Origin of the sequence: Streptomyces sp. NRRL F-5755 (genome assembly GCF_001279365.1) — a bacterium.
In the GTDB taxonomy this organism is placed as follows: Bacteria; Actinomycetota; Actinomycetes; order Streptomycetales; family Streptomycetaceae; genus Streptomyces; species Streptomyces rimosus.
This window is the reverse complement of sequence record NZ_LGCW01000036.1, coordinates 32,370-56,753: the sequence shown is the minus strand read 5'-3', so window position 1 is coordinate 56,753 and position 24,384 is coordinate 32,370. Positions and strand designations below refer to the sequence as shown.

The window sequence follows — 24,384 nt, the reverse complement described above, 5'->3', positions numbered from 1 at the left end:
CCCTGATCGTGCCATGCGGGTGTGACGGTTAGGGTCGCTGCCGGACCACGAAGAGGGAGAAGCGATGCTGCGGCTGGGCCAACGGGAATTCACTGCGCACGAGCCGGTGATCATGGCGATCGTGAACAGGACCCCGGACTCCTTCTACGACCGGGGAGCCACCTTCGGCGACGAGCCCGCGCTCGCCCGGGTGGAGCAGGCGGTGGCCGAGGGCGCGGCGATCATCGACATCGGCGGGGTCAAGGCGGGTCCGGGCGAGGAGGTCAGCGCCGAGGAGGAGGCCCGGCGCACGGTCGGCTTCGTCGCCGAGGTGCGCCGTCGCCACCCGGACGTGGTGATCAGCGTGGACACCTGGCGGCACGACGTGGCCGAGGCGGTCTGCGAGGCCGGCGCCGATGTGCTGAACGACGCCTGGGGCGGGGTGGACCCGAAGCTCGCCGAGGTCGCGGCCCGCTACGGCGCCGGTCTGGTGTGCACCCATGCGGGTGGTGTGGAGCCGCGGACCCGTCCGCACCGGGTGGCGTACGAGGACGTGATGGCGGACATCCTGCGGGTGACGCTGGGCCTGGCCGAGCGGGCGGTGGAGCTGGGCGTACGCCGGGACGCGATCATGATCGACCCGGGACACGACTTCGGGAAGAACACCCGGCACAGCCTGGAGGCGACGCGCCGGCTCGGCGAGATGACCGCCGCCGTGCCCGGCGACCTCGGCTTCGACCGGGCGGGCAACACCCCGTTCCCGGTGCTGGTCTCGCTGTCGAACAAGGACTTCGTCGGCGAGACGCTGGACAAGCCGGTCAAGGAGCGGCTGCTCGGGACGCTGGCGACGACCGCGGTGTCGGCGTGGCTGGGCGCGCAGGTCTACCGCGTCCACGAGGTCGCCGAGACCCGGCAGGTGCTGGAGATGGTGGCCTCGATCGCCGGCCACCGGCCCCCGGCGGTCGCCCGCCGGGGGCTCGCGTAGCCCGTTCGGGTGTGCCGGCCGCCGGCTACTTCCCGGTCTCCTTGGAAACCAGCGCGACCGCCTCGTCCACGTCGTCGGTGACGTGGAAGAGCAGCAGGTCGTGCTCGGACGCCTTGCCCTGGGCGACGACCGTCTCGCGCAGCCAGTCGACCAGGCCGCTCCAGTACTCCGTACCGAAGAGCACGATCGGGAAGCGGGTCACCTTCCGCGTCTGGACGAGGGTCAGCGCCTCGAACAGCTCGTCGAGGGTGCCCATGCCGCCGGGCAGCACGACGAACCCTTGCGCGTACTTCACGAACATCGTCTTGCGGACGAAGAAGTAGCGGAAGTTCACGCCGATGTCGACGTGCGGGTTCATCCCCTGCTCGAAGGGCAGCTCGATGCCCAGGCCGACGGAGACGCCCTTGGCCTCCCTGGCGCCCCGGTTCGCGGCCTCCATCACGCCGGGCCCGCCGCCGGTGATCACCGCGAAGCCGGCCTCCACCAGCGCCCGGCCGAGGGCCACGCCCGTCTCGTACTCGGGCGAGCCGACGGGTGTACGGGCCGACCCGAAGACGCTGATGGCGCTCGGGAGTTCGGCCAGCGCGCCGAAGCCCTCCACGAATTCCGACTGGATGCGCATGACCCGCCAGGGGTCGGTGTGCACCCAGTCCGTGTCGCCCTCGGCGGTGTCCAGCAGCCGCTGGTCCGTCGTCCCCCGCTGCACCTGATCGCGCCGGCGCACCACCGGTCCCAGCCGCTGTTCCTCCCACGCCCGCTCTTCCTCGGGGATGGCCATATCGTGCTCCCTCCGCTGCCGGTCGGTGTCCGGCAAGGGTAGATCGGCGCAGGTGACGGGCAGAGCAATTCCGGATGCCGGGAAACCACCGCGGCAGGCGTGCCGGGGGGATCAGGCGGTGAGCCAGGCCCGCAGACGCTCCTCGCAGTGCCGGATACGGTCGGTGGCGACCCTTTCGTCCTTCTTGTGCGCCAGCAGCGCGTCCCCCGGGCCGTAATTGACGGCGGGCACGCCCAGCGCGCTGAAGCGCGAGACGTCCGTCCAGCCGAACTTGGGCTTCGCGGTGCCGCCGACCGCCGCCATGAACGCGACGGCCGCGGGGTGCGACAGGCCCGGCAGCGCGCCCGGCGAGTGGTCGTCGACGACCATCTCGGTGACACCGCAGTCCGCGAAGACCTCGCGGACGTGGTCGAGCGCGTCCTGTTCGGAGCGATCCGGCGCGTAGCGGAAGTTGACGGTGACCGTACAGGCGTCGGGGATGACGTTGCCGGCCACGCCGCCCTCGATCCCCACCGCGTTCAGGCCCTCGCGGTATTCGAGCCCGTCGATCACCGCGCGCCGCGGCTCGTACGCGGCCAGCCGGGCCAGGATCGGTGCCGCCGCGTGGATGGCGTTGCTGCCCATCCAGCTGCGCGCCGAGTGGGCCCGCTCGCCCGCGGTGCGCAGCAGCACCCGCAGCGTGCCCTGGCAGCCGCCCTCGACCTCGGTGTCCGAGGGCTCCAGCAGGACGGCGAAGTCGCCCGCCAGCCAGTCCGGGTGCTCCTCGGCCAGCCGCCCGAGCCCGTTGAACTCGGCGGCGATCTCCTCGGCGTCGTAGAAGACGAAGGTCAGGTCGCGGTTGGGCGCGGGGACGGTGGCGGCGATGCGCAGCTGCACGGCGACGCCGGACTTCATGTCGGTGGTGCCGCAGCCCCACAGGACGCCGTCCTCGTCGAGCCGCGAGGGCACGTTGCCCGCGATCGGCACGGTGTCCAGGTGGCCCGCCAGCACGACCCGTTCGGCGTGGCCCTGGTGCGTGCGGGCGACCACGCAGTTGCCGTCCCGCTCCACCGTCAGGTGCGGGAGCGCGCGCAGGGCGTTCTCGACGGCGTCCGCGAGGGCCTTCTCGTCCTGGCTGACCGACGGGATGTCGACGAGCTGCGCGGTCAGCTCGGCCGCGTCGAGGGAGAGGTCCAGTGCGGGGGTCTGCGTAGCGGGCTGCATGGTTGCGACCCTACCGGCGGCCCTCCAGTACCGTTGGCTGCGTGTCCCCCCAGCCCACCGCTCCCGCCCGCAGCAAGCGCCTCCTGCGTATCGGCGCGGCCTTCGCCGTGCTCGTCGGACTGGCCGTGTACCTCGTCGTCCAGTACGTCACCGGCGGCCCGGGGGCGCCCCGCTGTGCGGTACGGACCGCGGACGGCGGCGCCCCGTACGAGATCTCGCCGGAGCAGGCCGCGAACGCCGCGACCATCGCGGCCGTCGGCTCCTCGCGGAAGCTGCCGGAGCGGGCCGTGACGATCGCGCTGGCGACCGCGATGCAGGAGTCCGGGCTGCGCAACATCGGCTTCGGCGACCGGGATTCGGTGGGCCTCTTCCAGCAGCGTCCCTCGCAGGACTGGGGCACCGTCAAGCAGATCATGGACCCGGTCTACTCGGCCGGGGAGTTCTACACCCACCTGGTCAAGGTGCCGGGCTATTCGCGGCTGCCGCTGACGGTGGCCGCGCAGAAGGTGCAGCGCAGCGGCTACCCGCAGGCGTACGCCAAGCACGAGCCGAACGCCGCGCTGCTGACCGGCGCGCTCACCGGGCGCGACGGGGCCGCGATGACCTGCTCGGTGAACCGCCCGGCGGACGAGAAGCACCCGGGCGGCACGGCCCGGGTGCGCGAGAGGCTGGTGCGCGAGTTCGGTCCTGACGTGCTGCCGCACACGGACGGGACCGCGCCCGGCGGCAAGGACGGCAAGGACGGCGGCCGGGTGCTGACGGTGCCCGCGCTGCCGGACCCCTCCGGCGGCGACGGCGACGAGGACGCGGTGACGCGCCGTACGCCGGGCGCGGGACAGGCCGGCGGGGCGGCCTCGGGCGCGGACGGCGCCGGCAGCGAGCGCCGCGGCTGGGAGCTGGCCACCTGGGCGATGGCCCACTCCGGCGAATTGGGCATCGAGCAGATTTCCTACGCCGGGAAGATGTGGTCCGCGGCCGATTCCGGGAAGGGCTGGCAGCAGGCGACCGGCGCGGCGGCGCGTGCTTCGGGTACGGACGTACGGATCGTCACCGGGCGGTGAGGTGCGGCGGCGCGGTAGCCGCCGGGGTCCGGGGCAGGGCCGTACGCCTGTCGCCGGGGCCCCGAACGCGGCCGTGACGTGGCCGTCCGGCGGCTGCCGGAGCCGTCGCCGTACGCCGCGCCGGTAACCCGGACGGCCGTCACGCCGTCAGCCCCGGCGTCACCGAGCAGCCGTCCGGCGGGTCGCTCGTTCGCGTTAACGCGGTCAATCCGGCGCGGGGGTACGACATCGCCGCCGACGGGGTCACCCGAACGGCGTGGAAGCCGCCTGAACACAGGGGCGTGACGTTTCCGCACCGTACTGCGTACGGCGCACTTTGCCCGGTTTCCTCCGGAGCAGATTATGTGACACCCCACCGATTCTTTACCGGCGGCGCCGCAACCTTCCCGGACCTGGCGCGGTAGTCACGTCGTGCGCCCGGCAGCCTCCGCGCCCCGCCCGGCGACACGGCACGTCTGTCAGAAGAACCAGTCCCTCTCCGACAAGGAGCACCATGTCCCTCCCCCTTCGCCGGATCGCCCGAGCCGCGCTGCTGGTCGCCGCCGGCGCAGCCCCCGTGGTCGGTGCGGCAGGCTCCGCGGGCGCCGTGGAACTGCCGAAGACCACCGACCTGGGCGGTCTGACCGCGTTGGACACCGCGAGCCTCGCCGACACCGCGGACGGCGCGGTGCAGGGTGCCGGTGACCTCGCCGGCGAGACCGGCGGGAACGCCACCGAGGCCGGCAGCAAGGTCGTCCGCAAGGCCGTCCCGTCGCTGAGCAAGTCGGCCGGCAAGACCACCGGCAAGACGCTCAAGGAGACCGCCCCGGCCGCGAAGGAGGCCGCGAGCAACGCCGCCGGCGACACCGCGGACAGCGCGGGGGACATCCTCACCGACACCCTGCACACGGCCACCGAGGACGGCCTGCCGACCGACGGCCTGACCGAGACGCTGCCCGGCGACGGCCTGTCCACCGACGGTCTGACCGACTCGCTGTCCACCGACGGCCTCGCCCAGGCGGTCGGCGACTCCGGCCTGGCCTCGGACCTGCTGCCCACCAACGGGCTGCCGATCAGCTGACGCGCCGGGGCGCACAAAGCCCGGCGCGTACGCCGTACGACGGCGTACGCGCCGGGCTTTCGTATGCGCCGGGCTCCGGTGTACGCGGTTACTGCGCCAGGCGCCGTACGGCCGCGTCCACCCGCTCGTCGGTGGCGGTGAAGGCGACCCGTACGAACCGCTCCCCCGCCGTGCCGTAGAAGTCGCCGGGCGCGACCAGGACGCCGCGCTTGGCGAGGTCGGCGACGGTGTCCCAGCACGACTCGTCGCGCGTCGCCCACAGGTAGAGCGACGCCTGGCTGTGCTCGATGCGGAAGCCGGCGGCCTCCAGGGCCTCGCGCAGGGCCGTACGGCGGCGGGCGTAGCGCTCGCGCTGCTCGCCGACGTGCTCGGTGTCGCCGAGCGCCGCGATCGTGGCGGCCTGCACCGGCGCGGGGATCATCATGCCGCCGTGCTTGCGGATCTGGAGCAGCTCGCCGAGGACGGCGGCGTCGCCCGCGAGGAAGGCGGCGCGGTAGCCGGCCAGGTTGGAGCGCTTGGACAGCGAGTGGACGGAGACGATGCCGTCGTACGAGCCGCCGCAGACGTCCGGGTGCAGGACGGAGACCGGGTCGGCCTCCCAGCCCAGCTCGATGTAGCACTCGTCGCTGAAGAGCAGGACGCCGTGCTCGCGCGCCCAGGCGACGGTGCGGCGCAGTTCGTCGGCGCTGAGCACGCGGCCGGTCGGGTTGGACGGCGAGTTGAGCCACAGCAGCTTGAGGCCGGCCGGGTCCAGCTCCCAGGGGTCGTCGTAGACGACGGGCTCGGCGCCGGCCAGGCGCGCGCCGACCTCGTACGTCGGGTAGGCCAGGCGCGGGTAGGCGACGCGGTCGCCGGCGCCCAGGCCGAGCTGGGTCGGCAGCCAGGCGACGAGTTCCTTGGAGCCGACGACCGGCAGCACGTTGGTGTGGGCCAGGCCGGTGGCGCCCAGGCGCCGCTCGGCCCAGCCGGTGAGCGCGTCGCGCAGCGCGGCGGTGCCCCAGACCGTCGGATAGCCGGGGCTGTCGGCGGCGTCCGTGAGGGCCTTTTGGACCAGCGCGGGCACGGGATCGACCGGAGTGCCCACGGACAGGTCCACGATGCCGTCGGCATGCGCGGCCGCCGTGGCCTTGTAGGGCTCCAGCCGGTCCCAGGGGAAGACCGGAAGACGGGACGATACGGTGCCCACGTTGCTCTCTTTCCTCACGTTCCTCGGGACGCACAGGGCCGAAAACGCCTCGGCCCCGTGCGGCGATCGGCACCCCGCCGCGTGTGCTGCGCGAGGGGGCGGCCGGCCGTACGGGACCGGGGCGGCGCCATGCGGCCGCTCAGCCGTTCTGCGGCGGCAGCGCTGCGATGAAGGGGTGGTCGCGCTCGATCAGGCCCAGCTTGCTGGCACCACCGGGCGAACCGAGCTCGTCGAAGAACTCCACATTCGCCTTGTAGTAGTCCTTCCACTCCTCCGGGGTGTCGTCCTCGTAGAAGATCGCCTCGACCGGGCAGACCGGCTCGCAGGCGCCGCAGTCGACGCATTCGTCCGGGTGGATGTACAAGGACCGGGAGCCCTCGTAGATGCAGTCGACGGGGCACTCCTCGATGCATGCCTTGTCCTTGACGTCGACACAAGGCTGCGCGATGACGTAGGTCACGCTGTCGTTCCTCCTCGGTAGGGCTGGCGGACCGATTGGCAGTTCCGCCGCGGGGCGCGCGGGAGCGCGGCGTCGTCGATGCCCGCACCTAGTATCTCCGTTCCCGGGCACGAGACGAACAAGAGGGGCGGGTAGAGCCGTGGAATTCACTACCGGCGGACGGCTGGAGGTCCACATCACCCGTGCTGACGTGGGCAAAAGGGTATCTGTCCGGCGCCTGGACGGCACCGGCGAGGGGCCTTCGAAGTTCACCGACACGGTTGGCGTTCTCACATCCTGGGACGGCGGTGTGCTGAGCATCACACGCCGGAACGGAGAGACCGTCCGGATTTCCGAGGGCACGCTGGTCGCGGGCAAGACGGTGCCCCCGGCTCCGGCCCGCCGCCGCTCCCCCGCGGCGAGCGCGCCCGAGCTGGCGCGGGTGGCCGCCCGCGGCTGGCCGCCGGTCGAGAGCGCGTGGCTGGGCGAGTGGCAGCTGCGGGCGAGCGGCGGCTTCACCCGGCGGGCCAACTCGGTGGCGGCCCTGGGCGATCCGGGGCTGCCGCTGGACACCGCGCTGGAGCGGGTGCGCGCCTGGTACGCGGAGCGCGGTCTGCCCGCCTACATACAGGTCGGTACGGGCGCCCCGGGCACCCAGGAGCAGCTGGCGGCCGGTCTGGACAGCCGCGGCTGGACGCGCGAGGTGACGGCGGAGCTGCGGATCGCGGCGCTGGCCCCGGTCGGCGACCTGGACGCGGACGTGTCCCGGGTGACGCTCACCCGGGAGGTGGACGCCCGGTGGCTGCGCCGCTACCAGCGGTCGGCCGACCCCGGCCCCGAGGTGCTCAAGGTGCTGCACGGCGGGCCGTCCGTGTGGTTCGCGGCCGTGCCGGACGAGACGGGCGAGGTGATCGCGATCGGGCGGTGCGTGGTGGACGGGCGGTGGGCCGGGTTCGCGGCCGTCGAGGTGGCCCCGGAGCACCGGCGGCGCGGGCTGGCCTCCGCCGTGATGGCGGCGCTGGCCCGCAAGGCCCTGGACGAGGGCGCTTCGGCCGCGTACCTCCAGGTGGAGACGGACAACCAGGACGCCCGCGCGCTGTACGACGGGCTGGGCTTCGTCACCCACCACCACTACCACCACTGGCGCGCCACCCAGGGAGGCCCCAGCTGAACGGGTACGAGCCCCGCGGGCACCCTGGACCGGACGGGGACGGCGCGTCCGCCGAGCGGCGGCGGCAGTTCGCCGAGGCCGCCCGCGACGAGCGTCCCGACCTGGCCCGGCTGTGTCTGCTGATCGCGGCGGAGGCCGATCCCGCGCTCGACGAGGCGGGCATGGACGCGGCCCAGATCGAACTGGACGCGCTGGCCGGGCGGCTGCCGTTCGCCCCGGCGGGCGGCCCGCGCCCCTGGGCCCGCAACGTCGCCGAACTGCTCGGCGCGCGCCTCGGCTTCCGCGGCACGCCCGCCGACTACCGGCGCCTGGAGTCGTCGCTGCTGCACGAGGTGCTGCGACGCCGGCGGGGCCTGCCGATCCTGCTGTCGGTGGTGTGGATGGAGGTCGCGCGGCGGGCCGGGGCGCCGGTGTACGGGGTGGCGCTGCCGGGCCACTTCGTCGTCGGCTTCGGCGACCCGTACGGCGCGCACGTCCTCGCCGACCCCTTCGACGGCGGGCGGCTGCTGACCGACGAGGACGCGGGGGTGCTGGTCGCGGGCGCGACCGGGGCGCCGCTGACCGAGCAGATGCTCACGCCGGCCGAGCCGCTGGAGATCGTGCTGCGCATCCTGAACAACATCCGGGCGTGGGCGGCGGCCCGGCCGGAGCACAGCGCCGTACAGCTGTGGGCGGTCGAGCTGTCCCTGCTGCTGCCCAGCCATCCGGCGCGGCTGCGCCACGACCACGCGCAACTGCTCGTCCAGCGCGGCGACTTTCTGGGCGGCGCGGCCGAGCTGGAGGAGTACGCGAAGGTGGTCGGGGCGGTCGATCCGGCCGCGGCGGCGGCGATGCGCCGTCAGGCCGCGGCGGCCCGCGCCATGCTCAACTGATCCGGCGCGGCCTGCTCCGCGGCGGCCTCCGCTGCCGTGCGCGGTACGGCGTGCGGACCGCGGCGCACGATCAGTACGGTCGCGTCGTCCTTCAGCTGCCCGCCGGTGAACCGCTCCAGGTCGGCGCGGAGCGTACGCGCCAGCTCGTCCGGCTCCAGGTGCGTCCAGCGGGCCAGGCGGTCGGCCAGCGGGTAGAACGCGCCGTCCGCGCCGCGCGCCTCGGTGACCCCGTCGGTGCACAGCACGATCCAGTCGTCCCCCACCGGTTCGACGGCCACACTCTGCCGTGCCTCGCCGGTCAGCCACCCCAGGCCGAGCGGCAGGCCGCCCTCGCCGTCGGTGCGCTCGATGACCTGTCCGTCCCGTACGAGGTAGTACGGAATGTGACCGCAGGAGAGCACCTTCGTGGCGTCCTCCCCGCGCACCTCCAGCAGCAGGGCGGTGACGAAGCGCTCCTGGCCGCCGCGCTCGGCGGAGCGGGCGTTGTAGCGGGACAGCGCCTGTTCCATGCGCTCGGCGACGGCTTCGAGGGTGTCCTTGTAGTGGGCCGCCTCCCGGAAGGAGGCCAGCACCTCGTGTCCGGCGCCGATCGCGGGCATGCCCTTGCCCTGGACGTCGCCGATCACCAGCCGCAGCCCGTGCGGCGTCTGCACGGCCTCGTAGATGTCCCCGCCGACCCGGGCGCCCTCCTGTGCGGAGACGTAGAACCCGTAAGCCTCCAGGGGTCCGGCGGTCAGCGGCAGCTCGCGCAGCATCTCCCGCTGCACGGCGTCGGCGACCATGCTCGTACGGGCGTACAGCGCCTCCCGCTCCAGCCGCGTCCGGCACAGCACCAGCGCGAAGACGGCGACCAGCACCACCCCGAAGATCCCGACGGCCTTGCTGGCCAGGGACCAGTCGGGCACCAGGCGGGCGTGGATGTACGCCTGGCACAGGACGTACACGGCGGCCACCGCGGCGGTCCACCGGTAGGCGCAGCGCAGTGCGGCGATCAGCGGCGCGATGCCCATGAACAGGGCGAAGTGCAGCTGCGGGCCGGACACCGCGTCCGCCAGCGTGATGGCCAGGGTCCCGGTGACCAGCAGCAGCGCCACACCGCGGTCACGCGCCGGGGATCGCTGGATAGTCGTCACTCCTCCAGCGTGCGCCCGGCCGACCGGTCGGCCCAGGGCCGAAAGTCCTGGTGGGAGCCGTGGCGCGGGTGAGGCTCCTTACAGCGGCCGGGCCTTTACGGGGCCGGTGGGGCCGCGGTGAAGCTACAGCCAGCCCTTGTCGCCCGCCGTGCGGACGGCCTCGGCGCGATTGCGGGCGCCCGTCTTCTGGATGGCGGTGGACAGGTAGTTGCGCACGGTGCCCTGGGAGAGTTGCAGGGCGGCGGCGATCTCGGCGTTGGTGGAGCCGTCGGCCGCCGCGCGCAGCACATCGCACTCGCGGTCGGTCAGCGGGTTCGCCCCGTCGGCGAGGGCCGCCGCCGCGAGCGCCGGGTCGATGACCCGCTCGCCGCGCAGCACCCGCCGCACGGCGTCCGCCAGTTGCGCGGCCGGGGCGTCCTTGACCAGGAACGCGTCGGCGCCGCACTCCATCGCGCGGCGCAGATAGCCGGGCCGCCCGAACGTGGTGAGGATGACGACCTTCACCTTCGGGAACTCGGCGCGCAGCAGGGCGGCGGCGTCCAGCCCGCTGATACCGGGCATCTCGATGTCCAGCAGCGCCACGTCCACGGGCTGGTCACGCGCCGCGGCGACGACCTCGTCGCCCCGCGCGGCCTGCGCCACGACCTCCAGATCGGGTTCCAGCCCCAGGAGCGCCGCCAGCGCTTCGCGGACCATCGACTGGTCCTCGGCAAGGAGGAGGCGCACTTTCCGCGTGGGCTGGTCGTCGCAGGGGTCAGTCATGTGGCCAATCTAGTCAGCGGGTGGTTGCGCTGGTCAGGCGCGGTCGGGCGGGGCGGACACCGGCTTCAGGCGCCGGACGGGCTGTGATCCGGGACCGGGCTGTGGTCCGTGCCGTGGGCGGCGGTGCCGGTCAGCGGCGGGGCGCCGAGCGGGACGTACGCGCGCAGGGCGAAGCCGCCGCTCCGTGCGGTGCCCGTCTCCAGGCGGCCGTCGGCCAGGGCGAGGCGCTCGCGCAGGCCGCTGAGGCCGTTGCCGTCGTGACCGCCGCCGCGCGGCGGACCGGCGCCGTCGTCGATGACGGACAGGCACAGATAGCGCCGCTCGTCGGCCTCCCACTCCTCGGTGAGCAGCACCTCGCAGCGGTCGGCGCCGCTGTGCCGTACGACGTTGGTGACGGCTTCCCGCAGCGCCCAGGCCAGCGCGCCCTCCCCCTCCGCCGTCAGGCCCCGGTGCTCCTGCTCCAGCGCCGGGTCGATGTCCGCCCTGATCGCGGCGGTGCGCAGCGCGGCGCGGACCCCGGCCAGCTCGACGGCGAGCCGGGGGCGCCGGTAGCCGGTGACGGCCTCGCGGACGTCGACGAGGGCCTGGCGGCTGACCCGCTCGATGTCGGCGACCTGCTGGGCGGCGGCTTCCGGGGTGCCGGGCAGCATCCGCCCGGCCAGCTCGCTCTTGAGCGTGATCAGGGAGAGCGAGTGGCCGAGGAGGTCGTGCAGGTCACGGGCGAGGCGCAGCCGCTCCTCGTTGGCGGCGAGGCGGGCGACCTCCTCGCGGGCGGCGCGCAGTTCCTGCGTCGTACGGATCAGGTACTGCACGCCGGTCATCGAGAACCCGGCGAGCAGGCAGGGAATGGCGTATCCGAAGAGGTAGGCCCGTACGTCCGGGTAGCGCGAGCCGATCAGCAGGAGCAGAACGGTCAGCGCGGGGATGGTCCACCGCGAGACGCGCAGGGGCTCGGTGACGCCCACCGCCACGCCCACGAACGTGAAGAGCACCAGCCAGTTCGGGCCGAGCACCAGGGACAGCACGATGGCGAGGGCCGTGATGGAGACCACCACCGTCCGGGCCACGCGGTCCGGCGTCGGGCGGTGGGCCATGCGCCGGAAGACCAGCGTGAAGTACAGGACGACGAACGTCAGGAGACCGGACCAGCCCAGGACCTCGTGCGCCGGGGACATGTCGCCCTCGACCAGGTTCCCTACCGGTCCCGCCAGGTAGAAGAACCAGATGACGATCCAGAAGGACTTCACCAGCAGCTGCTTGCGGTTGCGGGGAGGCGCCCCCATCAACCCCGGGCCGCAGTCGGTCTCCCGATCCTTCATGCCGTACGCGTGTCCTTCCGATAGAGCCAGGCCGCGCCCCCGGCGAAGATGATCAGGTAGCCGGCGAGGATGGCGACGTCCTTCAGGTGCGGGGCGCCCCCGGCCTCGACGGCGGTGCCGAGTGCGGCGTACGCGTGGGTAGGCAGCCACTCCGCGATGTTCTGCACCCACTGCGGCAGGATCGTCAGCGGCATCCACAGCCCGCCGAGGAACGCCAGCACGAAGTACACCATCATCGCAATGGGACGGACCGCGTCGCCATTGGCCAGGTAGCCGATGGCCACGCCGAGCGCGGCGAAGACGAAGCTGCCGAGCCAGGTGCCGACGGGGATGGCGATCCACTGCCAGGTCTCCAGGCGTACGCCCTTGACCGTGGCGCCGGCGAGCAGGACGAGCAGGATCGACGGCAGGCTGATCGTCGCGGCGGAGGCCATCTTGGCGGCGACATAGCCACGTCCGGGCAGCGCGGTCAGCCGCAGCTGGCGCACCCAGCCCTTCTCGCGCTCCTTGGCTATCGCCTCGCTGTTGCCGATGAGCACGGCGGTCATCGCGCCGAACGCGGACATGGCGACCATGTAGTACAGCCCCATGTTCAGCTTCATGCCCGGTATCGGGCTGCTGTCGGCGCCGCCCGCGATGATCAGGTAGAGCACCGGCGGGTAGATCACCGAGAAGAACATGAACTTCTTGTTCCGCAGAGCGCGGACGATCTCCAGCTTGATCAGGGTGGTCATCGTGCCGCCTCCTCGGCGGTCGCTGCGTCGGTGATGGCGATGAACGCCTGCTCCAGGCCGAGTCCGGCCACTTCCAGGTTGCGCGGGTACAGCCCGAGGCCGTAGACGGCGTGCACCGTCGCGTCCGCGTCCTGGGACTGGATGCGCACGGTGCGCCCGGAGACCTCCAGGGAGGTCAGGCACGGCAGGCCGCGCAGCACCTCGCGGTCGGCCGGGCCGTCCAGGTCGAAGGTGACACGGCGGGCGCCGGCCCGCGCCTTGATCTCGGCGGAGGTGCCGTCGGCCAGCACCCGGCCGCGGTGCAGCACGATCACGCGGTCCGCGATCTCGTCCGCCTCTTCCAGGTAGTGGGTGGCGAACAGCACCGTACGGCCCTGCTGGGCCTGGGCGCGCATGGTGCCCCAGAAGGTCTGGCGGGAGGAGACGTCCATGCCGGTCGTCGGCTCGTCCAGCACGATCAGGTCGTTGGCGCCGGCCGTGGCGAGCGCGAACCGCACCCGCTGCTCCTGGCCGCCGGAGAGCTTGTCGACCATCCGGTCGGCGATCTCGGCGATGCCGGCGGTCTCCAGGATCCGGTCGACCGGGTAGGCGTGCGGGTGCAGGTCGGCGGCGAGCCGGACCAGCTCGCGGACCTTGACGCCGCCCATCAGGCCGCCGCTCTGCAGCATCGCGCCGACCCTGCCCTGCTCGATGGCGCGCTGCGGGGTCGTGCCGAAGAGCGACACGGAGCCGGTGTCGGCGTTGCGCAGGCCCAGGAGCAGGTCGAGGGTGGAGGACTTGCCGGCGCCGTTGGGGCCGAGCAGGGCGACGGTCTCGCCCGGGTACAGCTCCAGGTCGAGGTCGGCCACCGCCTTCACGGAACCGTAGTTCTTGCTGACTTCACGGAAGCTGACAACGGGCGCCGCCCCCGTGCGGCGCCCGGTGGCAGGTGGTGGGGTGGTGGCTGTGCTCGTCATGTGCACCAGCTTGCCGGTGGCGCGGGGCCGTCCGGCAGTGTCGGGTGTCGTGACTCCGGGATGACAGATGTCATGGGTGGGGTCCCCTAGGGGCCGCCCAAAGGCGCCTGCCTAGCCGTTCCGCGCCCCGCAGAACTCGGCCTCCACCACGCCCACGTACGAGGCGGCGTCGCCCAGCCAGTCGCCGTTGATGTTGAACGTCAGCTGGTGGCGGCCGTCCGTCGTCCCGACGACCCCGGACACCGAGCCGTTGGCGCGGCCCGTCTTGCCCACCACCGTCACGCCGCACGAGAGGGTGACGGACTCGATGCCGAGACCGTAGCGCCAGCCGCCGGTGTCGGCAGGCACGGTGGTGAATATCTTCCGGGTGGCCTCCGGGCCGAGCAGCTGACCCCGCGTCAGGGCCCGGAAGAATGTGTTCAGGTCGCCGGTGGTGGAGATGATCTCGCCCGCGGCGCCGAGCCACGACATGTTCTGTGCGGTGGCGTCCACGACGGGCGCGTCGGGCCGCCGCTGGTGGAGCCGTGAGTAGGCGGTGGGGTGCGGCAGCGGCATCCGGGGGCGCAGGCCCGGGAAGGAGGTCTCGCGCAGCTTCAGCGGTGTCAGGATGCGCCGCTGCACCTCGCGGGCGTACGAGTGGCCCGTCACCTTCTCGATGACCATCCCGGCGAGGACGTAGTTGGTGTTGCTGTACGAGGCCGTGCCCGACGCGGCGCGCGGCGGCCGCTTCATCGCGAGGGCGACCAGGTCGGCGGGGCGGTAGGTGGTGTAGCGGTGGCCGGGGAATTCGGGGCCGGAGGTGCGGCGCGCGAACTCGGGGTCGGATGTGTAGTTGAAGAGGCCGCTGGTGTGGTTCAGCAACTGGCGCAGGCTGATGGCGCGGCCGTCGTTACCGTTGCCGCGCACCACGCCCGGCAGCCACTTCTCCACAGTGTCGTCCAGGCTCAGGGCGCCCTCCTCTTCCAGCTGGAGGAGGACGGTGGCGATGAAGGTCTTCGTGATGCTGGCGGCGCGGAAGTGCTCGGCACGGGTGCGTTCCCGCCGCGTCCCGGTGTCCGCGTAACCGGCCGAGCCGAACCACCGGCCCCGTCCGTCCCGGGCCTCGGCGGCCACCCCGGGCAGACCGCCCTGCTCGACCACGGCGCGCAACGCGTCCTGCGTGGCCCGGTGGTCGTCCGGACGCGGGCCGTCTGCACGGTTGCCGTCCGAACGGTGGTCGGGGACCGTGGCCGCGGCGGCGGGCCCGGTGGCCAGGACGGCGGTGAGCGCCAGGGCGAGGGCGGTGGCGCGGGTGGTGCTGCTCAGACGGCTGTTTTCGAAAGGCATGGCCGGGACGCTATGGCGCGCCGGGTACCGCGCAGTAGCGACGAAAGTAAGGTCCGCCGCCTCACCTTCGGATGGCGTCCGGCCGGGCCCGGCCGTGTGCAGTACGACATCGAGCCGGCCCCGTACGACGATACGGAACCGGCTCGACGCGACGCCCCCGGAGCGACGCTCCGGTGGCGTATCACCCCGTGATCGCGCCCTCCACCTTCGCGACGCGCTTCTGCGGCGCGGGCGGCGCGGGCGGCGCGGGCTTCCGCAGCGCCTGGTCGAGTTCGGATGGCGTCCGCCGGACCCGACCGTATGCGGTACGACATCGATCCGCCCCCGTACGACGATACGGAACCGGCTCGACGCGACATCCCCGGAGCGACGCTCCGGTGGCGTATCACCCCGTGATCGCGCCCTCCACCTTCGCGACGCGCTTCTGCGGCGCGGGCGGCGCGGGCTTCCGCAGCGCCTGGTCGAGCGCGTGGGCGGCGTGCTTCGGGGTCATCTTGACCTTGCCGGAGCCGCCGTCGATCGACACGTTGTCGAAGGCGTGGCCGTACTTCTCCTCCAGCTTGGCCAGGTCGATGACCGGCTGGAGCTTGCCGTCCGGGGTGACGGTGAAGGACAGCAGTTCGCCGATGGAGCGCTGGCTGAACGGCACCTCGACGCCGCCCGCGGACAGGTAGACCCAGCCGGAGACCGCCGGCTCGGCCACCTCCTTCATCGCGCGGTCGACCGCCGCCTTGTCCGCCTTCGGCCGCTGTTCGACGGCGGCCAGCACGACCGGGCTGTTCTTGCCGGTGGTGGCGCGGTCCAGATACGCCTGCTCGATCTTGCTCTTGGACGCCTTCACGTCGACCGCCTTGTAGGGCGTGCCGTAGTGCGGGACGGCCTTGCCGTTCTCGAAGGTGATGCCGCCGTCCTTGGCGGCGCCCGCCGGACCGGCGATGGCCTTGAGCGCGTTGTCCAGCTTCTCGTCGTCGGTGATCATCGCGGGCTTGGCGGTACGCGTACCGCCGAACAGCGAGCCGATGACGGAGACCGGGTTGTAGTCGCGGCCCGAGGCGTCCCGGACCGTGGCCTGGGTGTCGATGTTCAGCCCGGCCTTGGCGGGCACGAGCGTCTGCTCCTTGCCGTCCACGGTCAGCTTCAGCGGCTCGGTACGGGCCTTCTGGACGGCCGCGTCGAGCTTCTTGACGGCCTCTTCCTTGGTGGCACCGCCGATGTCCACGCCCAGCGCGGTGGTTCCGTTGGGCACGTCGGCGTGGTCGAGCAGCAGCCCTGCGCCGTACGCGACGCCCGCGAGCACGACGACCGCGGCGCCCAGCAGGACGATCTTGTTGCGGCCCTTCTTCTTCGCGTTGATCGGCTCGGGGATCTTCGGACGCGGCGGGGCCGGGGTGTCCTGGCCCGCGCCCGGTCCGGGCGGGAAGGACGGACCGGACGGCGCCGCGGCGTCGGCGGGCACCGCCGGGATGCCGCCGACCAGGGTGTCGCTGGAGAGGTGGTCGCCGCTGCCACGGCCGCCGGAGCGGTCGGTACCGGCGGGGGCGCCGCCGGAAAAGCCGCCCGTGCCGCCGCCCGGCACACCGCCCGCGATGCCGCCGGTGACGCCGAGGCCGCTGCCGGCTCCGGCGGGCGGGGCCGGGGGCTGCGGGGTGAGGACGGCCGTGTCGTCGGTCCCGGCGGGCCCGCCGGGCGTCCCCGGGGTCTGGAACCCGGACGGCCGGTCGAAGGACACGTCGCCGCCGGCCGGGCCGGTCGTCGGGCCGCTGGGGCCGGCGGGCCCGGTGGGGACGCCGCGGCCGTCCGTACCGCCGGAGCCGCCGGGGGCGTCGAACGGGCTCGCCCCGCCCTGGCCCGCGGGCCCGTCGAACGGGTTGGCGGGCGCGTCGAACGGCGACGTCGGGGCCGCGTCGAACGGCGAGTCGCCGCCGTGCGCGGGCGCGTCGGAGAAGAACGGCAGGTCCGGGCGCTGCTGCCCACCGCCGGCCGGGGTCTTCGGCGGGGTCGTGCCCGGGCGGTCCGGCGAGGCGGGCGGCGCGGACGGGGAACCGGCGGAGGCCGTCGTGGGCTTACGGGGCGAGAACCAGTCACTGGTCTTCTCGGCCGGGGCGCTCTTGGCGCCGCCGGAACCGGCCGCCTCGGGCTTGCGCGTGCTGCCCGTACGTTCGGCACCCGCGGACCCGCCGTCGGACACGCCCCCGGCGGAAGCACCGGACGTACCGGGCGTACCGGAGGCACCGGACGATCCGGACCCGGCCGATCCGTTCGCGCCGGGCTCCTCGCCGACGGGCTTGCGCACGACGACCGGCGGAATGGGGCGGGACCCCGGAATGTTGATCTTGATCCGCGTGGTCAGCGTGGTCTCGGTCTTCGGCTCCTCCGGCTTCGCCGCGGCGTCGGCCGCCGCTACGTCGTCCGCCTCGCGAGGCGTGCCGTACGGCGGTGTCCCCGACGGATACGCGGCACCGCCGCGCCCCTGGGCGCCGGAGGACGAACTGTCAGATTCACGACTCAAAGCAGGTTCTCCCGGTTGGCTCCGCCGCTCGTCAGTAAGGTGCTTGGGCGGCTCGGCGGCGCGCACCACCATACTGTCCGCCGTGGGCGGGTACCCGGGGAGCGGCCCAACGCCCCACCCCCGGACCGCCGCGCGGTTCCGAAAATGATCTACCTGACCGGCACTTACCTGCCAAGTCGGGCCGCTTGCGCACCGTTGGCCCGCATCTGCGCACCGGTGGCACAGATCACAGCCAGCGCGATGCCGCCGACGAGGAAGACATACGTGCCCGGGCCGGCCCCGAAGAGGAAGTCGCCCTCGGGACGGGAGTCGCTGAGCAGGATCACCGTCACCAGCCAGCCCGCGCCGGGTGCCAGCACGCCACCCGTCCGGCCGAGGGCCCGCGCGCCCCCGTAGAAGAGGCCGCCGGCGCCCGCCAGCGCCAGCAGCAGCCCGCCGGGGAACCACGCTGCCTGGACGAGCCCGCCCGCGATGGCCACCACCGCGCCGAGGACGAGCAGCAGGACGTACCCGGCCACCCGGCCGGGGCTCAGCGGCGCGGCGAGCCCGGTGCCGGGCGCCCTGCCCGCCGTGCCGCCGTCCGCCGTCGCATTCCGGCCACCCGCGGCGGCGGCCGGAGCGCCCTGCTTCGGCCCCTTGCCGCCCGTCGTGGCCCTCGTCCGCTTCTTCGCGCCGCTCATACCGCCTTCTCCCTCTCGTCCGCGTTGCGCTCCTCGTCCCCCTCGTCGTCCGGTACGCCCGCGAAGAGATCGTCCTCACGTTCCCCTTCGGCGGCGCCGGACGTACCTCGTACCAGCTGGTAGTGCTCCGTGGCGAACAGCGGCTGCCCCAGGTCGTTGGAGAGCGCGAAGAAGGGGCCCTCGACGGCGATCTGCGTGGCGTGCGCCCGCATCGCCGCCGACTTGGCGGCCCCGTACCGCTCACCGCCGGTGATCGAGGCGGTCACCACGGCGTCGTCCACGACCCCCGGCACATCGTCCACCCCGGCGACGCCGGGGAAGGACAGGCCCGCCGCGCGCAGCCGCGCGAAACCCGCCTCGACCGCCGAGCGCGGGTTGCGGTTCCAGTAGATCTTGGCGATGCGGTGCGGCGCGCCCAGCTCCGGGCGGAAGGCCGGGTCGGCGGCGAGGTCGGCGGCGCGCATGGCGACGCGGTGCGCCTTGATGTGGTCGGGGTGGCCGTATCCGCCGTTGTCGTCGTAGGTGACCAGCACCTGCGGCCGTACCTCGCGGACCACGGCGACCAGGTGACCGGCGGCCTCGTCCAGGTCGGCGCCCCAGAAGGCGCCCGGGCGGCCGTTCTGCGGGGCGCCCATCATCCCGGAGTCGCGGTAGCGGCCCGCGCCGCCCAGGAAGCGGTGGTCGGTGACGCCGAGCGCCGCCATGGCGGCGGCCAGCTCCTCGGCCCGGTACGGGCCCAGGGTGTCGTCGCGGTCCGGCGCCAGGTGGGCCAGCTCCGGCGGGATGACCTCGCCCTCCTCGCCCCGGGTGCAGGTCACGAGCGTGACCAGGGCACCCTCGTCCGCGTACTTGGCCATCGTGGCGCCATTGTTGATGGACTCGTCGTCCGGGTGCGCGTGCACGAGCAGCAGCCGGCGGGCGGGAAGGTCGGTCATGGGACCAGCGTACGAGCCGGGTGGCCGGGACTCAGCATCCGATCCGGCCCGCCCGGCCCGTCCCCCGGCAGGAGCCCCCGTTCACCACCCGTGAGCGGGGGCTGCGGCGAAGGGTGCGAGGGGGTGGCCGGAACGCACGGAGGCGGTGGCTAGAACTTGATGCCGTTGAGCATGCCCGCGATGTTCGTCGTCATCTGCTTGATGGTCGGGCCGATCGACGAGCTGGCCAGATAGAACCCGAGCAGCATGCACACCAGCGCATGCCCCGTCTTCAGCCCGGACTTCTTGACGAGCAGGAAGACGATGATCGCCAGCAGCACCACCGCCGAAATCGTCAGTGCCACGGCGGCTCACCTCCAAGTACGCACGGTCCGGACAGCGTTGGGACGGTGCGGGACCGACGGCCGACGGCCCCGCGGGCACGGGGAAGTCACGCTCCACTCCCATACCCACTCCGCGGAAGGGATCATAACTTTCCATGCTCGCGCATATGTCGGTGCACGGGAGCAGAACGGGGGCGCACGCGATCATCGCGAGTACCGCCGCGCCCGCGCGCCGCCCCGTAGGCTCGTCCGCATGACCGGACAGCTCTCCTTCCCCCGGCAACACGCCCGCACCCAACGCTTCTCGCTGGGCGCGCCACGCGGCTTCGCGGTCGCGCCGGACGGCTCGCGCGTCGCCTTCCTCCGTTCCCGTACGGGCACCGATCGAGCGAATCTGCTGTGGGTGCTGGATCTTGACGACGGGCGGGAGTACGCCGCCGCCGACCCGCAAACGCTGCTCGCCGGCGCGGACGAGGAACTGTCCGCCGAGGAGCGGGCGCGCCGCGAACGCACGCGCGAGGGGTCGTCCGGCGTGGTGGGGTACGCCGTGGACGCCGCCGTGGAACTCGCCGCCTTCACGCTCTCGGGCCGCCTGTTCACCGCCGAGCTGCGCGCCGGCACGGCCCGTGAACTGCCCGTACCGGGCCCGGTGGTGGACCCCCGCCCGTCGCCCGACGGGCGGCACATCGCGTACGTGTCGCAGGGCCGGCTGCGCGTCGTACCGGCCGAAGGGCCGGAGCGCACCGAGGACGGCGCGGGCGACCGCTCGCTCGCCGAGCCGGACGGCCCGGGCGTCACCTGGGGCCTGGCGGAGTTCATCGCGGCCGAGGAGATGGACCGGCACCGCGGCTTCTGGTGGTCGCCGGACAGCGACCGCGTGCTGGCCGCGCGGGTGGACGACTCCCCCGTACAGCGCTGGTGGATCGCCGACCCCGCGCACCCGGACCGGGAACCGGTGCCGGTCGCCTACCCGGCGGCCGGCACCCCCAACGCCTCGGTGGGTCTCGCGCTGCTCGGCCTGGACGGCTCGCGCACGGACGTGACGTGGGACCAGGAGCGCTACCCGTACCTGGCGCGGGTGCACTGGTCGGCGGCCGGTCCGCCCCTCCTGCTCGTCCAGTCCCGCGACCAGCGCGCGCAGCGCTGTCTGACCATCGACACCAAGACCGGCGCCACCAGCACGCTGCACGCCGACGAGGACCCGCGCTGGGTCGAGCTGGCCGCCGGATCGCCCGCCTGGACGCCCGACGGGCGCCTGGTGCGCATCGCGGACGAGGGCGGCGCGCGCCGCCTGTTCGTCGGTGACCGGGCGCTGACCGCCGCGCCGCTGCACGTCCGCGCGGTCCTGGACATCGGCGAGGACGACGTGCTGTTCACGGCGAGCGCCGAGGACCTGCACGACATCGGCGTCTACCGCGCCTGGTACCGGGGCAGCGGCGACCAGGGCGGCTGGGAGCGGGTCGGGCAGCGCCCGTACCCGTCGGTGTCCTCCGCGGTGCGCGGCGGCCCCGTCGCGGTGCTCTCGCACGTCTGTCTGGAACGGCCGGGGGCGCAGACGGAGGTGGTGCGCCTGGAGGCGGACGGCGGCGAGACCTGGCTGGCCGCGGTCGGCTCGTACGCCGAGGTCCCGGTGCTCGCCACCAGCCCGCGCTTCGCCCTGTCGGGCGAGCGGCGCATCCCGTGCGCGGTGGTGCTGCCGACCGGATACGAGGAGGGCGACGGTCCGCTGCCGGTGCTCATGGACCCGTACGGCGGTCCGCACGCGCAGCGGGTGGTGGCCGCGCACAACGCCCACCTGACGTCGCAGTGGTTCGCCGACCAGGGGTTCGCGGTGGTCGTCGCGGACGGGCGCGGCACCCCGGGCCGCTCCCCCGACTGGGAGAAGGCCGTCCACCACGACCTCGCCGCGGTGGTCCTCCAGGACCAGATCGACGCGCTGCACGGGCTGGCCGGCCGCTTCCCGCTGGACCTGGAACGGGTGGCGATCCGGGGCTGGTCGTTCGGCGGCTACCTGGCGGGGCTGGCGGTGCTGCGCCGCCCCGACGTGTTCCACGCCGCCGTCGTGGGCGCCCCGGTCACCGACCAGCGGCTGTACGACACCCACTACACGGAGCGCTACCTGGGGCACCCGGGCGAGGACCCGGCCCGCTACACCGCCAACTCGCTGGTCGGCGACGACGGCCTGGTGGACGCGGCGGAGCCGCACCGCCCGATGATGATCGTGCACGGCCTGGCCGACGACAACGTGGTCGTGGCGCACTCCCTGCGCCTCTCCTCGGCCCTGCTGGCCGCCGGCCGCCCGCACGAAGTGCTGCCCCTGTCGGGCGTCACCCACATGACCCCGCAGGAACAGGTGGCCGAAAACCTCCTGCTGCTGCAAGTGGACTTCTTGAAGCGGTCACTGGGCGTCCGGTGAGCGGGGCGGGCCGTCCGTAACAGCATCACCAATTCGGCGGCAGCTTCGATGGCGGGGCCGGTGGCGTGAACCCCGGCGGCATCTGCCCCGCCTCGGAGCCGCGGGGGCGGGCACTGTCCGCCGGGCGGGTCAGCGCGAACAGCGCCACCAGCCCGGCCACCGCGACGAACGTCCAGGTGACGACGTCCAGTTGGCGGGACGTTGGCAGGTCGGAGAAACGGCCGAGCAGTCCCGCGCGCTGCTCGGCCGTCAGTCTCGCTGCGCCGTGAGTCAGCAGCAGCGCAGCGGTCAGCATGCCTAACGGGCGCATGGATACGGTGCGTTGAGCGACACCGACCGCCGACACCAGGGCCGGCAGTACGAGCGACAGCAGGTACCAGTTGGGTGGCGGCTGCAACAGAGCACGGAAGACGCCGGTGCTTCCGATGACACTGTCGCGGTACAGCGGCCACCCCATCTCCCATATCCAGTACGCCTGCCAGGCCGCCAGCGCCAGACCGGCGGCGCCCAGCAGCAGGGCTGCCAGCGCAGCGGGCCCGAGGCGCAGGCGGCCGGGCGGGCGGCCGGTGCGGTCCCGGCCGGCCGAGGCGGTGATCAGCAGGAGCACGCTCAGCAGAAGCGCGACGCCGGCCGTGACCAGCGCCCATTGCCTGACGCCCGGCTCCGGGCCGGACAGCCGATCGGCGCCGAGGGTGCGCAGCAGCGGCAGGCGGAACAGCAGCGTCGCGGCCGCCATCGCGGTCAGCGCACAGTTGGCGGAGGGCGAGCGGCGCAGTACGGCCGCCGCCGTGCAGAGGTAGCCGAGCCCCAGCAGCGGGTCGAGCAGCGTGGTCGCCCAGACCGGCGATTCCTGTGGCCGGACCGGCTCCCCCGCCCACAACCACCAGATATCCGCGGCGCGTTCGGCGACCCACACGTCACGGGCGATCCATCCGGCACACGGCAGGGCCAGTAACGCGCACAGCAGTACGGCGAATCCCCCGGCGCCGCGCGCGCGAGCTCTTCTCCGCCCCATGACGTGGCCCACCCCCTGCCCCCGCACGGACAGGTCTACTCCAGTCGCCGCACCGGGACAACAGTGCGGCAGCAGACGGCGGCGGCAGGCCGGCACACTCCCGGCCGGGGCGGGTACGGGCCCGCCCCGGCCGGTTCACGGCACCCGCACGGCCGTACGCTTTCGAGGATGGCGCGTCCGTATATCGGCGTCGCGTCGGTCAAGTTGCCTTCACGTTAAAGACGTTGGGCACGATATGTCACCCATGCCGTACACCGCGTACGTCTGTCAAGCACGCCGTGGCGTCGATCTGCGTACCCTTCGCTCAAGAAGCGGACACCGCCCGGTCGAGCCCTCACCGTCCTCTTGACTGCGACATAAATCACTTGCGAAAGTCCGCTCATCCAGCGGTGCCTATCAGCTCGGCTTCTTCCAAGTGAACCGTGCGGGGGAACTTCGCGATGACCAGTCCGTCCCAGACCGCGGTGACGCAGACCGATCCCTTGGGACTCGGCCCCGAGGGCACCGGGAAAATCAAGGGCAGCAAGAACGGGGAACTGGTCGGCCGTTCCCCCGGCCAATTGATGTGGATCAGATTCCGGCGCGACCGGGCCGGAGTGATCAGCGGTTGTGTCGTGCTGGCGTTCTTCTTGATCGGCCTGCTGGCCCCGGTGATCTCCAAGCTGTACGGAAAAGATCCGTACACCCGCTACGGACAGATCACCCCGGGCCTGCTCGTCAACGGATATCCCGCTCAGCCGAACGGCGGAGTCTCCAGTGAATTCTGGTTCGGAATCGAACCGGGACTCGGGCGCGATGTGTTCATGCAATTGATCTACGGCATCCGCACGACGCTCTATCTCTCCGTCGCGATCACCCTCGTATCGGTGCTGACCGCCATCGTCATGGGTGTGGCGGCAGGGTACTTCGGCGGCCGGGTCGACTACTTCATCGGCCGGATCATCGACCTGCTGATGGCCTTTCCCAACCAGCTGTTCTTCGTCGCGTTCGTCCCCGTGGTCGGCGCGATCTTCGTGGCTCCCGAGGACGCGATGGCGACCTGGATGCGCTGTCTCATCCTGATCCTGGTGCTGTGGTTCCTGGGCTGGATGAGCCTGGCCCGGCTGCTGCGCGGCACCGTCCTGTCGCTGCGCGAACGGGAGTTCATCGACGCGGCCAAGGTCAGCGGGGCCTCCCCGGCCCGCATCATCCGGCGCGAGCTGCTGCCGAACGTGATGACGCCCATCCTGGTGCAGACGACGTACATGCTCCCCAACTTCGTCACCGCCATCGCCGGCCTGTCCTTCCTGGGCGTCGGCCTGGTCGAGCCCACGCCCGACTGGGGCCGGATGTTCGCCAACGCCACCGACTACTACCGCAACGACATCACGTACTTGTTCTTCCCCGGCGTCGCGATGGTGATCTTCATCGTGGCGTTCAACCTCCTCGGGGATTCCGTCCGGGACGCCTTCGACCCGAAACGCGCCCGGTGAAACGTGTTCCACGGGGGGTGCTGCCACCCCAGCACCGCACACGTCAGGCAGCGGCTACGGAACTACGACA

22 protein-coding genes are annotated in these 24,384 nt (G+C 72.9%); 7 read left to right on the top strand and 15 right to left on the bottom strand.

Translation table 11 applies throughout. The annotated features are described in order from the left end of the window. Positions 1-64: 64 nt before the first annotated feature. Entirely contained in the window at positions 65-964 is a 900-nt protein-coding gene (folP, locus tag ADK86_RS06650) for a dihydropteroate synthase (RefSeq protein ID WP_053695741.1), read from the top strand. A 25-nt stretch (positions 965-989) separates the two neighbouring features. Here the strand turns inward: folP and ADK86_RS06645 are convergent, their stop codons facing one another. Next, positions 990-1,742 (bottom strand): TIGR00730 family Rossman fold protein, encoded by a 753-nt coding sequence (locus ADK86_RS06645; RefSeq protein WP_053695740.1) that lies wholly within the window; start codon positions 1,740-1,742, stop codon positions 990-992. A gap of 111 nt (positions 1,743-1,853) precedes the next feature. Continuing rightward, positions 1,854-2,945: a succinyl-diaminopimelate desuccinylase gene (dapE, locus tag ADK86_RS06640; RefSeq protein WP_053695739.1), complete on the bottom strand. Its 1,092-nt coding sequence runs from the start codon at positions 2,943-2,945 to the stop codon at positions 1,854-1,856. 41 nt (positions 2,946-2,986) lie between these two features. On the opposite strand from dapE, the gene ADK86_RS06635 reads away from it, so the two are divergent. Beyond that, positions 2,987-4,006, top strand: a complete 1,020-nt coding sequence (locus ADK86_RS06635; protein WP_053695738.1) for a hypothetical protein — start codon at positions 2,987-2,989, stop codon at positions 4,004-4,006. Between the two features lie 493 nt (positions 4,007-4,499). Then, complete coding sequence (locus ADK86_RS06630; RefSeq protein ID WP_030370669.1) at positions 4,500-5,066, top strand: hypothetical protein; 567 nt, start codon at positions 4,500-4,502, stop codon at positions 5,064-5,066. Positions 5,067-5,154: 88 nt separating this feature from the next. Here ADK86_RS06630 and dapC read toward each other — a convergent pair whose 3' ends face one another. Beyond that, positions 5,155-6,252, bottom strand: coding sequence for a succinyldiaminopimelate transaminase (gene dapC / locus ADK86_RS06625; protein WP_053695737.1), 1,098 nt, complete (start codon positions 6,250-6,252; stop codon positions 5,155-5,157). 139 nt (positions 6,253-6,391) lie between these two features. Beyond that, complete coding sequence (gene fdxA / locus ADK86_RS06620; RefSeq protein ID WP_003985062.1) at positions 6,392-6,712, bottom strand: ferredoxin; 321 nt, start codon at positions 6,710-6,712, stop codon at positions 6,392-6,394. Between the two features lie 139 nt (positions 6,713-6,851). Between fdxA and ADK86_RS06615 the strand changes: the two genes are divergently transcribed. Further along, positions 6,852-7,862, top strand: coding sequence for a GNAT family N-acetyltransferase (locus ADK86_RS06615; RefSeq protein ID WP_053695736.1), 1,011 nt, complete (start codon positions 6,852-6,854; stop codon positions 7,860-7,862). Beyond that, positions 7,859-8,734: a transglutaminase-like domain-containing protein gene (locus ADK86_RS06610; RefSeq protein ID WP_030587178.1), complete on the top strand. Its 876-nt coding sequence runs from the start codon at positions 7,859-7,861 to the stop codon at positions 8,732-8,734. Before ADK86_RS06615 ends, ADK86_RS06610 begins: the two co-directional genes overlap by 4 nt. Here ADK86_RS06610 and ADK86_RS06605 read toward each other — a convergent pair. The 10 genes from ADK86_RS06605 to ADK86_RS06560 form a co-directional block, all read right to left on the bottom strand. Further along, positions 8,701-9,867: a PP2C family protein-serine/threonine phosphatase gene (locus tag ADK86_RS06605; RefSeq protein ID WP_234345734.1), complete on the bottom strand. Its 1,167-nt coding sequence runs from the start codon at positions 9,865-9,867 to the stop codon at positions 8,701-8,703. The genes ADK86_RS06610 and ADK86_RS06605 overlap by 34 nt on opposite strands. Positions 9,868-9,990: 123 nt before the next feature. After that, positions 9,991-10,629, bottom strand: coding sequence for a response regulator transcription factor (locus ADK86_RS06600; protein WP_053695734.1), 639 nt, complete (start codon positions 10,627-10,629; stop codon positions 9,991-9,993). A gap of 65 nt (positions 10,630-10,694) precedes the next feature. Then, positions 10,695-11,948: a sensor histidine kinase gene (locus tag ADK86_RS06595; protein WP_053695733.1), complete on the bottom strand. Its 1,254-nt coding sequence runs from the start codon at positions 11,946-11,948 to the stop codon at positions 10,695-10,697. Then, the gene (locus ADK86_RS06590) at positions 11,945-12,682 is read right to left on the bottom strand and encodes an ABC transporter permease (RefSeq protein ID WP_053695732.1); all 738 of its coding nucleotides are present in this window, start codon (positions 12,680-12,682) and stop codon (positions 11,945-11,947) included. The genes ADK86_RS06595 and ADK86_RS06590 overlap by 4 nt, the downstream gene beginning before the upstream one ends. Continuing rightward, entirely contained in the window at positions 12,679-13,638 is a 960-nt protein-coding gene (locus tag ADK86_RS06585; protein ID WP_053695731.1) for an ABC transporter ATP-binding protein, read from the bottom strand. Before ADK86_RS06585 ends, ADK86_RS06590 begins: the two co-directional genes overlap by 4 nt. A gap of 111 nt (positions 13,639-13,749) precedes the next feature. Beyond that, positions 13,750-14,964, bottom strand: coding sequence for a serine hydrolase domain-containing protein (locus ADK86_RS06580; RefSeq protein WP_053695730.1), 1,215 nt, complete (start codon positions 14,962-14,964; stop codon positions 13,750-13,752). A 385-nt stretch (positions 14,965-15,349) separates the two neighbouring features. Further along, positions 15,350-17,473 carry a hypothetical protein gene (locus ADK86_RS06575; protein WP_053695729.1) on the bottom strand — a complete coding sequence of 708 codons (2,124 nt, stop codon included), beginning with the start codon at positions 17,471-17,473 and terminating at the stop codon, positions 15,350-15,352. 164 nt (positions 17,474-17,637) lie between these two features. Continuing rightward, positions 17,638-18,153, bottom strand: a complete 516-nt coding sequence (locus tag ADK86_RS06570; protein WP_033020857.1) for a DUF6113 family protein — start codon at positions 18,151-18,153, stop codon at positions 17,638-17,640. Then, positions 18,150-19,088, bottom strand: a complete 939-nt coding sequence (gene mshB, locus ADK86_RS06565) for an N-acetyl-1-D-myo-inositol-2-amino-2-deoxy-alpha-D-glucopyranoside deacetylase (protein ID WP_053695728.1) — start codon at positions 19,086-19,088, stop codon at positions 18,150-18,152. The genes ADK86_RS06570 and mshB overlap by 4 nt, the downstream gene beginning before the upstream one ends. A gap of 149 nt (positions 19,089-19,237) precedes the next feature. Then, positions 19,238-19,432 (bottom strand): hypothetical protein, encoded by a 195-nt coding sequence (locus tag ADK86_RS06560; RefSeq protein ID WP_003982289.1) that lies wholly within the window; start codon positions 19,430-19,432, stop codon positions 19,238-19,240. A 232-nt stretch (positions 19,433-19,664) separates the two neighbouring features. Between ADK86_RS06560 and ADK86_RS06555 the strand changes: the two genes are divergently transcribed. Further along, positions 19,665-21,827, top strand: a complete 2,163-nt coding sequence (locus ADK86_RS06555) for a S9 family peptidase (protein ID WP_053695727.1) — start codon at positions 19,665-19,667, stop codon at positions 21,825-21,827. A 25-nt stretch (positions 21,828-21,852) separates the two neighbouring features. Here ADK86_RS06555 and ADK86_RS06550 read toward each other — a convergent pair whose 3' ends face one another. Continuing rightward, on the bottom strand, positions 21,853-22,842 hold the full coding sequence (locus tag ADK86_RS06550) for a hypothetical protein (protein ID WP_063788955.1): 990 nt from the start codon (positions 22,840-22,842) through the stop codon (positions 21,853-21,855). A 440-nt stretch (positions 22,843-23,282) separates the two neighbouring features. On the opposite strand from ADK86_RS06550, the gene ADK86_RS06545 reads away from it, so the two are divergent. Then, positions 23,283-24,314 carry an ABC transporter permease gene (locus ADK86_RS06545; protein ID WP_030587134.1) on the top strand — a complete coding sequence of 344 codons (1,032 nt, stop codon included), beginning with the start codon at positions 23,283-23,285 and terminating at the stop codon, positions 24,312-24,314. The last annotated feature ends 70 nt before the right edge of the window (positions 24,315-24,384 follow it).

Coding starts and splice junctions, on each gene's coding strand:
- mshB (WP_053695728.1), bottom strand. CDS start 19,088: ATGACCGACCTTCCCGCCCGCCGGCTGCTGCTCGTGCACGCGCACCCG.
- ADK86_RS06630 (WP_030370669.1), top strand. CDS start 4,500: ATGTCCCTCCCCCTTCGCCGGATCGCCCGAGCCGCGCTGCTGGTCGCC.
- ADK86_RS06590 (WP_053695732.1), bottom strand. CDS start 12,682: ATGACCACCCTGATCAAGCTGGAGATCGTCCGCGCTCTGCGGAACAAG.
- ADK86_RS06645 (WP_053695740.1), bottom strand. CDS start 1,742: ATGGCCATCCCCGAGGAAGAGCGGGCGTGGGAGGAACAGCGGCTGGGA.
- ADK86_RS06570 (WP_033020857.1), bottom strand. CDS start 18,153: ATGAGCGGCGCGAAGAAGCGGACGAGGGCCACGACGGGCGGCAAGGGG.
- ADK86_RS06580 (WP_053695730.1), bottom strand. CDS start 14,964: ATGCCTTTCGAAAACAGCCGTCTGAGCAGCACCACCCGCGCCACCGCC.
- ADK86_RS06600 (WP_053695734.1), bottom strand. CDS start 10,629: ATGACTGACCCCTGCGACGACCAGCCCACGCGGAAAGTGCGCCTCCTC.
- ADK86_RS06555 (WP_053695727.1), top strand. CDS start 19,665: ATGACCGGACAGCTCTCCTTCCCCCGGCAACACGCCCGCACCCAACGC.
- ADK86_RS06545 (WP_030587134.1), top strand. CDS start 23,283: ATGACCAGTCCGTCCCAGACCGCGGTGACGCAGACCGATCCCTTGGGA.
- folP (WP_053695741.1), top strand. CDS start 65: ATGCTGCGGCTGGGCCAACGGGAATTCACTGCGCACGAGCCGGTGATC.
- ADK86_RS06550 (WP_063788955.1), bottom strand. CDS start 22,842: ATGGGGCGGAGAAGAGCTCGCGCGCGCGGCGCCGGGGGATTCGCCGTA.
- ADK86_RS06595 (WP_053695733.1), bottom strand. CDS start 11,948: ATGAAGGATCGGGAGACCGACTGCGGCCCGGGGTTGATGGGGGCGCCT.
- dapE (WP_053695739.1), bottom strand. CDS start 2,945: ATGCAGCCCGCTACGCAGACCCCCGCACTGGACCTCTCCCTCGACGCG.
- ADK86_RS06585 (WP_053695731.1), bottom strand. CDS start 13,638: ATGACGAGCACAGCCACCACCCCACCACCTGCCACCGGGCGCCGCACG.